At 42.6% G+C, this 12,067-nt stretch carries 9 protein-coding genes; 7 read left to right on the top strand and 2 right to left on the bottom strand.

The window, feature by feature from the left end:
* The first annotated feature begins 2 nt into the window (after positions 1 to 2).
* The 6 genes from ilvN (at position 3) to thrC (ending at position 8,194) form a co-directional block, all read left to right on the top strand.
* Positions 3 to 557 (top strand): acetolactate synthase small subunit, encoded by a 555-nt coding sequence (gene ilvN, locus T7867_RS16435; protein ID WP_068221916.1) that lies wholly within the window; start codon positions 3 to 5, stop codon positions 555 to 557.
* Positions 558 to 579: 22 nt separating this feature from the next.
* Positions 580 to 1,653 carry a ketol-acid reductoisomerase gene (gene ilvC / locus T7867_RS16430; protein WP_068221918.1) on the top strand — a complete coding sequence of 358 codons (1,074 nt, stop codon included), beginning with the start codon at positions 580 to 582 and terminating at the stop codon, positions 1,651 to 1,653.
* A 186-nt stretch (positions 1,654 to 1,839) separates the two neighbouring features.
* Positions 1,840 to 3,102 carry a threonine ammonia-lyase gene (gene ilvA, locus T7867_RS16425; protein WP_322299572.1) on the top strand — a complete coding sequence of 421 codons (1,263 nt, stop codon included), beginning with the start codon at positions 1,840 to 1,842 and terminating at the stop codon, positions 3,100 to 3,102.
* 123 nt (positions 3,103 to 3,225) lie between these two features.
* Positions 3,226 to 5,658 (top strand): bifunctional aspartate kinase/homoserine dehydrogenase I, encoded by a 2,433-nt coding sequence (gene thrA, locus T7867_RS16420; RefSeq protein ID WP_322299571.1) that lies wholly within the window; start codon positions 3,226 to 3,228, stop codon positions 5,656 to 5,658.
* 268 nt (positions 5,659 to 5,926) lie between these two features.
* Complete coding sequence (locus T7867_RS16415; protein WP_322299570.1) at positions 5,927 to 6,859, top strand: homoserine kinase; 933 nt, start codon at positions 5,927 to 5,929, stop codon at positions 6,857 to 6,859.
* Positions 6,860 to 6,901: 42 nt separating this feature from the next.
* Positions 6,902 to 8,194: a threonine synthase gene (gene thrC, locus T7867_RS16410; RefSeq protein ID WP_068221927.1), complete on the top strand. Its 1,293-nt coding sequence runs from the start codon at positions 6,902 to 6,904 to the stop codon at positions 8,192 to 8,194.
* Between the two features lie 301 nt (positions 8,195 to 8,495).
* Here thrC and T7867_RS16405 read toward each other — a convergent pair whose 3' ends face one another.
* Positions 8,496 to 9,563 carry an App1 family protein gene (locus T7867_RS16405; RefSeq protein WP_273513204.1) on the bottom strand — a complete coding sequence of 356 codons (1,068 nt, stop codon included), beginning with the start codon at positions 9,561 to 9,563 and terminating at the stop codon, positions 8,496 to 8,498.
* Positions 9,564 to 9,590: 27 nt separating this feature from the next.
* Here T7867_RS16405 and T7867_RS16400 point away from each other — a divergent pair, with 27 nt between their 5' ends.
* Entirely contained in the window at positions 9,591 to 10,454 is an 864-nt protein-coding gene (locus T7867_RS16400) for a diacylglycerol/lipid kinase family protein (protein WP_068221933.1), read from the top strand.
* Positions 10,455 to 10,501: 47 nt separating this feature from the next.
* On the opposite strand, the gene T7867_RS16395 is transcribed toward T7867_RS16400, so the two are convergent.
* On the bottom strand, positions 10,502 to 12,046 hold the full coding sequence (locus T7867_RS16395) for a hypothetical protein (RefSeq protein WP_068221935.1): 1,545 nt from the start codon (positions 12,044 to 12,046) through the stop codon (positions 10,502 to 10,504).
* Positions 12,047 to 12,067: the final 21 nt, after the last annotated feature.

Raw genomic sequence — 12,067 nt, 5'->3', positions numbered from 1 at the left:
TCATGAACAAGGATTTTACCATAACCGCTTTCACTGAAAACCACATCGGTTTGCTTAATCGCATTACTTCAGTTTTCACAAGAAGGCACTTGAATATCGAAAGTCTTAATGCTTCAGAGTCGCAGATTCCGGGCATTCATCGCTTCACAATAGTCCTCAATACCACCGAAGAAATGGTGAAGAAGTTGGTGCTTCAACTAGAGAAGCAAGTTGAGGTGATAAAAGCAATTTATCATACGGATGAGGAGACGGTGTTTCAAGAGATTACACTCTTTAAAATCTCTGTGGAAAAGGCTGCTGAAGACAATCTAGTAGAAAGACTTATTCGCGATAAAAATGCAAGAATTCTATCGGTTGAACAAGACTTTATGATCGTGGAAAAGACTGGTCATAAGGTTGAAAACGATGATCTATTGGAGTTTTTAAAACCATATGGCTTAATCGATTACGTGAAATCTGGTAGGGTGTCACTCATCAAAATGGACGAAGAATTAAAAGACCTGAAGAAGCTAATAAAAGAAGCCAAGCAGGCCGAGTACAAACAATCATTAAACTGAAAACCAATTAAATCTTAATACAATGGCATTAATCAATTTTGGAGGCGTAGAAGAAAACGTAGTAACCCGAGACGAATTCCCATTATCTAAGGCACAGGAAGTGCTTAAAGAAGAAACTGTGGCCATCATTGGTTATGGTGTTCAAGGACCAGGGCAATCATTAAACCTAAGAGATAACGGTATCAATGTAATCGTAGGGCAAAGACAACCATCTAAGTCTTGGGATAGAGCTGTGGAAGACGGCTGGGAGCCAGGTGTGAACTTGTTCTCTATCGAAGAGGCATTGGAAAGAGGAACCATCATTTGTTATCTACTTTCAGATGCTGCTCAAATTCAGCTTTGGCCAACGGTAGAAAAGCACCTGACTGCAGGTAAAATGCTTTATTTCTCACATGGCTTTGGAGTGGCGTACTCGGATAAGACAGGTATCATTCCTCCGGCTGATGTAGATGTGGCGCTAGTGGCTCCCAAAGGGTCAGGTACCAGCTTGAGAAGACTATTTGTTGAAGGAAAAGGCTTGAATTCATCATTTGCTGTGCATCAGGATGCTACAGGAAAAGCCAAAGACAGAATCATTGCCTTGGGTATTGGAGTAGGTTCAGGTTACCTGTTCGAAACCACATTCATCAAAGAAGTTACTTCTGACCTTACTGGTGAAAGAGGCACTTTGATGGGGGCTATTCAGGGCTTGTTCCAGGCACAATACGAAGTATTGAGAGCTAATGGACACTCACCTTCAGAAGCGTTCAATGAAACTGTTGAAGAAGCTACTCAGTCGCTTTACCCTCTGATTGCTGAAAACGGAATGGACTGGATGTATGCCAACTGTTCTACCACAGCTCAGCGTGGTGCTTTGGACTGGAAAGATCCATTCTACGAAGCTACCAAGCCAGTTTTCGAAAAGCTTTATGCTTCGGTAAAAGCAGGTGTAGAGGCTCAGAAATCTATTGACTCTAACTCTCAAGCTGATTACAGAGAGAAACTTCAAGTAGAGCTGGACGAGCTTCAAAACTCAGAAATGTGGCAGGCAGGCAAGGCCGTTAGAGCCCTCAGGCCTGAAAATGCCCCAGCTGTGAAGAAAGAGGAACTTGTTTGACCCCCTCCAACTCCCCCTAGAATAGGGGGAGAGTATTAGTGCTAGAGTAGGCTGTAAAGGCCTACTTCCAATGATTCTAGTAACCGTCATTCCCAACTTGATTGGGAATCCCTATCGGCCTTAGGTGCGATTATTTGGAGATTCCCGCCTGCGCGGGAATGACGTGTTAAATGATACGAATATGCAATGAATACAACTACTTTTTACATACCACAATTAGCTGATATAGAAAAGGCAGCAGAAAGACTTCAGGGTGTGGTTCAAAGAACTCCCTTGTTGTCAAATCTCTCGTTTTCAGAAAAGTATGAGGCCAATATCCAATTCAAGCGTGAGGACTTACAGGTGGTAAGATCTTATAAGATTCGTGGAGCTTATAACAGAATCAGCCAGTTGAGCCAAACTCAGAAAGAGAATGGTGTGGTCTGTGCGAGTGCGGGAAATCATGCCCAAGGAGTGGCTTATTCATGCAGAATGCTGGAGGTGAATGCCACCATTTTTATGCCTGCTCCAACGCCTAAGCAAAAAGTAGATCAGGTCAAATTCTTCGGTAAGAACTGGGTTGATGTTGTACTGATAGGTGACACATTCGATGATGCTTATCACCTGGCTCAGGAATATTGCCAAAAGCAAAAGGCCGTTTTCATTCACCCATTTGACGATGAGCAAGTAATTGAGGGTCAGGGAACAGTCGGTTTGGAAATATTGGCTGATGCCTCAGAACCCATAGATTATCTGTTTCTGCCTGTTGGTGGTGGTGGACTTTCTGCTGGAGTGTCCACAGTTTTTAGGCAGTTGAGCCCAAATACCAAGATTATTGGAGTGGAGCCGGAAGGTGCTCCTGCTATGCTCAAGTCATTAGAAGCTGGAGAGAATGTGGTGCTAAAGGACATCGATAAGTTTGTTGATGGTGCTGCGGTTCAGGCGGTCGGAGAAAGAACCTTCCAAATTTGTAGGCAGAACCTCGATCAGGTGATAACTGTACCCGAAGGCTTGGTGTGTACAACCATCCTCGCTTTGTATAATCGAGAAGCCATTGTAGTTGAACCTGCCGGAGCTTTGAGTGTTGCTGCACTGAACTTTTTTCAAGAAGAAATCAAGGGTAAAAATGTAGTTTGCGTGCTTTCAGGTAGTAATAATGATATTTCTCGAACTGAAGAGATTCGTGAAAGATCACTGCTATATGAAGGCCTAAAGCACTATTTTATCGTAAGATTTCCTCAAAGAGCAGGAGCACTTCGTGATTTTCTGGTTGAGGTCTTAGGGCCAAATGATGACATTGTTCACTTTGAATACACGAAGAAAACAGCTCGGGAAAAAGGGCCTGCACTCATTGGTATTGAACACTTGAATCAAGAGGATTTCGAGCCACTTTTGGAAAGAATGAAGTCGAGAAATTATCAGGTAGAATACCTCAACGAGCAACCAAACCTGTTCGGGTTTATCCTTTAAAACTTTACCGTCACCCTGAACTTGTTTCAGGGTCTTTTTGAAAAGGATTCTGATCCCGAAAAGTCGGGACAGAATGACGAACATAATTGTTAAATCAAATTCTAATCATAAATCAGCGAAACCATGAAGGTTTTGAAATTTGGCGGTACGTCCGTTGGTAATGTAGAGGCAATCGGTAAGTTTGCGGAGATTCTTAGGAAGGAATCAGGTGAGGAACAACTAGTAGTGGTGCTTTCCGCCATGAGCGGAGTCACGAATACCCTGATTTCTATTTCGCAAAAAGCGGCTGTTCGGGATGCCAGTTACGAATCTGACCTGCAAGCCTTAGAGGAAAAGCATTGCAACGCTTTTAAGGAGCTCACAGGAAACTCCAACTGCTTCGAGATTTCTAAACTCTTCGTTCGACTCACAGAAATTTGCCGAGGCGTTTACCTTCTGCGCGAATTGACTCCAAGAACCAGCGACTATATTCAGTCATGCGGTGAAAGGCTGTCGAGCTACATAATTAGTGAACACCTCAAAAAAGAAGGGCTACAAGTAGAACTCTTTGACAGCCGAAAATATCTGATTACGGATAAGAAATTCGGTGGTGCCAATGTACTTTGGCAGTCCACCAAAGCGGCTTTGCAGGAGCTTAAGCCACAATTGGCTCCAATTAGCGTGTTTCCGGGCTTTATTGCTTCTACCAGCGATAATGAAACTTCTACCTTAGGCAGGGGAGGTTCCGATTATACGGCAGCTGTTTTGGCCAATGTTTTGGGAGCATCTCAGCTGGAAATATGGACTGATGTGAATGGACTGATGACTGCAGACCCTCGGTTGGTGCCCTCAGCCCATTTATTGGAACATGTGTCTTATGAAGAAGCGCTGGAACTGTCTCACTTCGGTGCGAAGGTGCTTTATCCACCGAGTATTCAGCCGGCATTGGATGCTGAAATACCTATTTGGGTGAAGAATACCTTCGATGCTGATGGGCCATCAACTCTTGTGACCAAAGAATGGGACGATGATAAACAGGCCATTTGTGGCATTTCCAACATTCAGGATATCGCTTTGCTCAACCTGAGTGGTGCCAGTATGGTGGGTATTCCAAGCTTTTCCTTTCGCTTGTTCAAAGCACTGAGCGAAGCTAAAATCAATGTGATAATGATCACTCAGGCCTCTTCGGAACATTCTATTTGCGTGGGTATTTCTAAGTCCGATGCGCAGGCTGCTTTAGATGCCATCAGCGAAGAGTTCGAGACAGAGATTTTACTTCACAAAATAGATAAGCCCATTGTTGAAGAAGACCTGAGTGTGGTGGCCCTGGTGGGTTCACACATGAAAAATCAGGTGGGTATTTCGGGCAAGATGTTCAATACCTTGGGCAGAAATGGCATCAGCGTTAAGGCCATTGCGCAGGGTTCATCCGAAAGAAATATAACTGCCATCATTGCCAAACCTGATCTGAAAAAGGCACTAAATACACTACATGAAAGCTTTTTCCTATCAGAATCGAAGAAGATCAATCTCTTTGTGGTGGGTGTTGGGAATGTGGGAAAAGCCTTCCTAAGTCAGGTGCAAAGGCAACAGACCATGCTCGCTAAGGAGTTCCGGGTCGATATTCAGGTGGTGGCTGTGGCCAATTCCAGAAAGAGCCATTTCGATGAAGATGGCATCGATTTAGCACAATGGGAGCAGCTTTTGGATAAAGGGAATGACTCGACTATTGAGGCGTTTATTGCTCAAATGAAAGAGTTGAATCTAAGGAACAGTGTGTTTATTGATATCACGGCTTCAAAAACCATTGCTGAGGTTTATCAGGAATTACTCGAGATGAGTATTTCAGTGGTTACTCCAAATAAGATTGCTGCCACTAGAGAAATGTCGAAATACCTGAGTTTGAAGTACGCTACCAAAAAATACGGCAGCCAGTTCTTGTTTGAGACTAATGTGGCGGCAGGGCTTCCGGTCATTTCAACCATGAATGACCTGTTTAAATCGGGGGACAGAATTCACGCTATTCATGCCGTGTTGAGTGGTACCCTGAATTACCTGTTTAATAATTACGATGGCACTAAGCCATTTTCAAACATTGTGAAAGATGCTAAGAAATTGGGTTTAACCGAACCTGATCCAAGACTAGACCTCTCTGGAGAAGACGTAATGCGCAAGCTACTCATCCTTATCCGCGAAAGCGGAAGAAAATGGGAGATGGATCAAATTGAGCAAGTTTCCTTTTTGCCGGAAGCTTGTGAGCAAGCTAAAGACTTGGAAGAATTCTATGCCTTACTCGATCAGAATGAAGGCCATTTCAAAGCGATTTATGATGACGCAAAAGCTGAAGAGGCACAGCTAAGAGTAGTGGCAAGCTTTAAAGATGGAGTTGCCAAGGTTGGATTGGAGAAAGTGCAGAAAAGTCATCCTTTCTATTTTCTTGAGGGTAAGGACAATATAGTGCTCTTCCACACAGACCGATATCAAGAACAACCTTTAGTAGTAAAAGGTGCTGGTGCTGGTGCAGAAGTCACTGCAAGTGGTATTTTTGCAGATGTATTACGAATTGCTAATCAGTAATCGGTGACCGGAAATCAGTGATTGGAAAACAGTAGATACTCTCGGAACCGTCATTGCGAGGAATTAACTTTGCGGGAGCAAATTTAATGACGAAGCAATCTCCTGATTCTTTGCAGACTGCCGTCAACAAGCAGATTGCTTCGTCACCAGTTTGATTCATGTCAAACTTGCTCCTCGCAATGACACGTAACACCGACAAGGAAAAATGACTAATGACAATTGACTAATTAGCAAACTAGGCAATGACGCATAACTCGGAAATAGAAGAATGAATAAAGATTCGATTAAAGTTTTCGCACCCGCCTCAGTCTCCAACGTAGGTCCAGGCTTTGATATTCTTGGCTTTGCGCTGGAAGGAATGGGAGACAAGATCACCCTTAGCAAAAGAGACGGGACGGCCTATATCATCGATGCGGTTGGTGCTGATTTACCTACCGATCCTGAGAAGAATGTGGCCACGGTTGCTCTGCGATCTTTCTGCGATGAAATTGGCTATCAAGGTGGGTTTCTAATTCGAATCGAGAAGAACTTTACGCCAGGCAGTGGATTGGGTTCCTCGGCCTCTAGTGCCGTAGGGGCTGTTTTTGCTGCCAATGAGCTGCTTCAGGCTGGTTATTCAAAGGAGGAGCTGATTAGCTTTGCCTTAGATGGAGAGTCGCTGGCTTCTGGTCATAGACATGCGGATAATGTAGCACCATGCATGCTTGGTGGCTTCGTTGCAGTAAAGGGTTGCGATCCGTTCGATGGCTTTCAGGTGGCTTACCCCAAGGCTTTGAAAGTGCTGATTATCTTTCCGGATATTGTTGTGAAAACATCTGATGCCCGTGGTTTACTGCCCAAGGAAGTGCCTATGTCACTGGCTATTCAACAGGCTGCTAATATGGCCGGGCTGATCAATGGTTTAACCACAGCCAACTATGCCATGATTAGAAACTCCTTGAAAGATGTGCTGGCTCAGCCATACCGAAAGAGATTGATTCAGGCTTATGATGAAGTGGGAAAACTCTGTGAAGAGCATGGTTCTATCGGATTTAATATCTCTGGTTCGGGGCCAAGTATGTTCTCATTCTTTAGAAAGGAGCAGGATTTGACTCAATTGAAGGAGTCCATTAAGGAGCTCTATTCAGCCAAAGGCATCAATTGCAGACTTCATGAATCAGCCATAAACGGGCGGGGTGCTGAGGTAATTGACATCGGATAGCCTGAAAATCAATATTCACAATAAAGCATTCAACATTCCAATATGAAGTATTTTTCAACGAATAGAGAGTCGAACGAAGTAAGCTTTAAGGAAGCGGTTATCAACAGTCTGCCTGCTGATAAAGGACTATATTTCCCTAAGTCGATTCCTGCCTTGGATGCACGAACCATCGTCAATCTAAAAGATGCAAGCCTTCCCGCCATTGGATTTGAGATGATGAAGGATTTCGTTCAGCCCGATCTGACAAAATCTCAGTTGAAAGACATTGTAGAAGATGCGTTGAGTTTCGAGATTCCTTTGGTTCAGGCAGAAGAGAATATCTTCAGTCTGGAGCTTTTTCATGGACCAACTTATGCCTTTAAAGATGTCGGAGCTAGATTTCTGGCCAGGTGTCTTGGTGAATTCGCTAAGAAAGATGCCAGAGAGACGACTATCCTGGTGGCCACATCCGGAGATACAGGCGGAGCAGTTGCCAACGGATTTTATGGTGTAGAAGGAGTGAAGGTGATCATCCTTTATCCATCGGGAAAGGTAAGCGACTTGCAAGAAAAGCAGTTAACTACTTTGGGCGGAAACATTACCGCTTTGGAAGTGGAAGGTGATTTTGACGATTGTCAGGCCTTGGTGAAACAGGCTTTCTTGGATAAAGAACTGAGTGAAAAACTGAATCTAACCTCGGCCAATTCCATCAACATTGCCCGTTGGATGCCCCAGTCGATTTACTACGCTAGTCTGGCTTTAAAGATGCAAAACGCAGAAGAAGCTTTGATTGCAGTTCCTTCGGGGAATTATGGCAATGTAACGGCAGGCATGTTGGCCAAGCGAATGAGCTTTCCGTTGGGCAAATTCCTGGTCTGTTCAAATGCCAATGATGTCGTTCCTCGTTATCTGGAAAGCTGCGAATACGAGGTATTACCAACTGTTGCCACTTATGCCAATGCCATGGATGTAAGTAACCCAAGCAATTTCCCACGAATGTTGGAGCTCTATGATCACACTTTTGATGATCTGATTCAGGACGTTTCAGGCTTCACTCTACATGATGAGCAAATTCTTGAAACGATTGAGCAGTGCCATAAGGAAACAGGTTATGTGCTCGATCCACATGGTGCTATTGGCTATGCCGGATTAAAGGAAAGGCTGAAAATCGACCAGCAAGGAGTGTTTTTAGAAACTGCTCATCCGATCAAGTTTGCGCCAGTTATGGAGAAGGCTTTAGGGGAGAAGTTGGAAATGCCGGAGTTTGCCGAAGACCTAATGCTGAAACAAAAGAAGTCGACTAAAATGAGCAGCGAGTATTCGGAGTTTAAGAATCTTCTGAAAAGAACTTCCTAGGAATGGTCATAGAATAGTTGCGCTATCAGTTTTGTTTTTTCCGTCTGACCTTCGGTGCTGACGGAAAGCCTCATCAGTACCGAAGGTCAGATGGTCGAGTATTGACATGATAAAAAGTAAATAGAACAGTCAGCAGGTGTAGCTCAAATATGTTGCACTTTAGTCTAGCACCGGCCATTCCCCCTTTTTAGAAAAGGGGGCTAGGAGATTAGAACAACCCATTCGCTTCAAAAGCTAATTCTTCAAACCTATTGGGTTGAGCAGAGTCATAGAGATGTGCCTTACATGGAAACCATCCTTCTCAAGAGCTGATTAACCCGATAGATTGTGCATGTTCAAAAGCCTGTTGGCTATGCCTGAACTGGCAACTGGCAGTGCCGATTGATTCTATTTCCTCTAGAATTTTCTGAGTTTCATCCCAATGTCTGGACTTGACACCTCTTATATAAACAGCTTTGATTCTGCCTGAGTTTTTCTCTGCTATATCCTTGTAAATCAGTGGGTCATGTTGTCCATTGTCACCTAGTAGCACGAATTTCTTAGTTGGATAGAGTTTCAGGATTCGCTCTATTTTATCGAGTTTATGTGTATGGCTTCCGTAACCTGATTTAAAGAAATCGAGAAAGCCTGTTTTGAGCTGTTTGAGCTGCAGAACACCCTTGGGTAGTTCATTCATTTCAATAAACTGCACCAGAAACTCATACAAATTCCATTCGCTGCTCGAAACATAGAAGAATGGATTTTCTTCTTGATTGACCCCTTTTTTAAGCGCCCTATAAAAGTCTACTGCACCCTTTACAGGCCTACGTGTTTGGGCATTGTTGGTGAGCAATGTGTAGAGTTTTTTAGGCTTTTGGGTGACGTGAGATACCAGGAACGTATCATCAATATCAGAAATGAAAATGAGTTCGCTTTGTGTGGAAATCTGAATTTCTGTTGAAACTTTCACTTCTTCCTGACCATCGACCAACTCTTCAGCTAGTCGGATTTCAGCACTATTCCAGCCTTCACTTAAACCGTGATTTTCAATCTCAAATTCAAAAAGCCCTTGCTCATTACTATGGCAATGGTAAGTTTTTCCATTGAGTTTGAGTTCCACTTTAGCTTCTGCAATAGTGGAAACCAGAAACATTTTAAGTAGTGCGATGATGTTTTTCCAGACCGAAGCATCCTTTCTGGGCTTTCGCAATGCCATTCCTTTAAAAACATGGCCTTGAACGTAACACTTGTCAGCATTTCCAAAACCTCGATAAGCCAGAATAAACGGATAATCGACATAGCGAAAACGGCTTTTCCACCATTTTTGAAAAGAATTTCCACTAATAGGTGCTTCTTTGTATGAACTCCATTCTGGGTGTGCTGAAATCATTTTAAATTAGTCGCTTAAGCGTTTCCAATGAACAAGATACTCTTTGTAATTAACCCTATTTCTGGTGATAAAGACAAAACCGACCTTATTAATCAAATCGATGAGTGGGCAGAAGGTTTGGATATTTCCATAGAAAAATGGGAAACCACTGGTAAAGATGATGACCAAAAGCTAAAGGATTGCATCGAAAAGCTCAAACCACAAACGGTTGTCGCTGTGGGAGGCGATGGAACAGTTATGCTCTGTGCCATGGTGGTAAAAGGCACTGAAATCGCTTTAGGCTTACTTCCAGCAGGCTCGGCCAACGGTATGGCCACGGAATTGGAAATTCCTCAAGATGTAAAAGAAGCACTAGCCGTTGTTCTAAAAGGAAATACTATTCAGGCTGATATGCTCCTCTTTAATGATGCAGATTATGGTTTGCATATAAGCGATGTAGGCTTAAATGCAGGATTAGTGAAGGAGTTTGAAGAGGGAGAAAGGCGCGGATTTCTAGGTTACGCCAAAGGAGTGACCAACCAATTGATGAACCTTGAGCAGTTTCAGGCAACCATAGAATTGGATGATAAAACAGTAGTTGAGGATTGCCATATGGTGGCTTTTGCCAATGCTAGAAGATACGGAACGGGAGCTGTTTTAAATACTATTGGTAAGCTGGATGACGGACTTTTCGAAATCTATGTGCTTCGTGAATTGAGTGTTGCAGGTTTAGCAGCGCAGTTTTTCGACCATGTAGATGAGTCTGCCTCTTACTGTCAGGTTTATCAAACCAGTCAGGTTAAAATCAAACTTAATCGACCCCAAACTTTCCAAATAGACGGAGAATTAATGGGCGAAATCGATGAAGTAAACGTTAAGATTGAAGCAGGCTGTTTGAGGTTGATAATCTGATGTTAACGCTCTTGATTGCTCTAAGATCAAAAACCTAACATCGCACATCACTTCAGTTTCTCAAACTTCTCTTGTACCAGCAATTTTACTGGTCTGTTTTCAATCTTCGATTGTAGATAGGAGAGTATATCTAGATAAAAGAATGGTCTACGCTCATATATGTCTTCACTTAGCGGAAGCAGCCTATTATAGAGCTTAATAAATTCGTCTCTGAGCTGATCAGGGGTAATTTTTCCAGTAATCCTCAAGAAGTTGATGATCTCTCGCTGAACTGCCTGCTGTTGGTTCATTTTACCAATAAACTGAAAGGTAGATTTGATCTGATACTCTAGGTGATAGTCTTGCCCATCTTCAAAGTGAGCGATAAGATTCAGTATTCTGGCAAAGCAATGAATGTCTTCGCGCAGCTTTATATCCTGATAAAAAATAATCTGATTGAGATAGAAAATGGCTTTTCTGAAATTGCCACTTCCGAAATAGAGTGATGCTATTTTATAATACATCATTACCACACGCTCAGGATCAATTTTGTTTTGATACCTCTCTAGCTTTTGCATAAGCTCAGGTACCATTTCAACTCCTTCATCAAAACTGCCTTCCATAAAGTGTTTGTTGATTTTGGAAATGTAGAGGAATTGAAAAACCAGCACTTCAGTGTTCAGGTTTTGAATGATCTCTTTGTTCTGACTCAACTCTTCAACCTCCTTAAGTACCTCACAAAACTTAGAGTAATACTGCAGTTGAAATAGTGATCCTAATAGATTTCTATAGCCCTTGATGTAGTGAACAGGCTGTTTTTTGATCATTTCAGGGTTGTCTTGGAAGAGCTTTACCCAAGAAAGGGAGTGCTTGTAAACATTTGGAAAGTTCTGAATGATTTTGTTAAACCAAACATGCGCTTGATAAAAATAGAGTTGCTCATAAAAGGTGAGGTTCTCAAAGTTTATTTGAGGCATGTGCGAATAAAAGTAAGTGCTTACTTCATCGAATTCTTTTTGGTTTTTAGCGTAACCATGTTTTAGAAATAAACTATATAAATTGAGGGTGAGGTTTGATAGTCGATGGCTTGATTTGATGATGTCAGTAGTAGCCAAGACCTCATCAGTTAATGTTTCAGCCCTGTTTTCAATGCTTCGAGTAATGTATTGCGACTCAATCTGCTTTTCGAATTCCATAACCTCAAGGGCTATGGTGAAGTGCTTTGTCTCACGGGCTAAAGCCTTGGTTTTATCTAGCATTTTCAGGGCCTGCTTATAAAAACCTTTATTGTATAACACCTTGGCATGGTCGAGGTTTTCGCGTAGCTGAATATCTACATTCTGGCCAATATGATACCTTCTAAGGCTCGAGAGAATCTGCTTGTAAAGGTTAGCCTTCTGATTCGAAAGCTGCGATTTCTTTATGGAAGGAACTCGTTTAAGAATTTCCTTATCATCGTATTTTTTCAAACAGTCCATGGCATCGAACAGCTTGATGAACTTTACATCTTGCGTATTTCCACTTCGGTTCACATAAAGCCTGAAATGTCGCTTTTCAGTTTGGGTAAGTGATTTGACAAGGGAAAATAAGGAATCGCTCTTTGCTTTAGCCATTGTATTTAAAGCTATAATAAA

The sequence above is a fragment of the Roseivirga spongicola genome (genome assembly GCF_034376045.1).
Classification (GTDB): domain Bacteria; phylum Bacteroidota; class Bacteroidia; order Cytophagales; family Cyclobacteriaceae; genus Roseivirga; species Roseivirga spongicola.
This window is presented reverse-complemented; position numbering and strand designations above follow the sequence as displayed.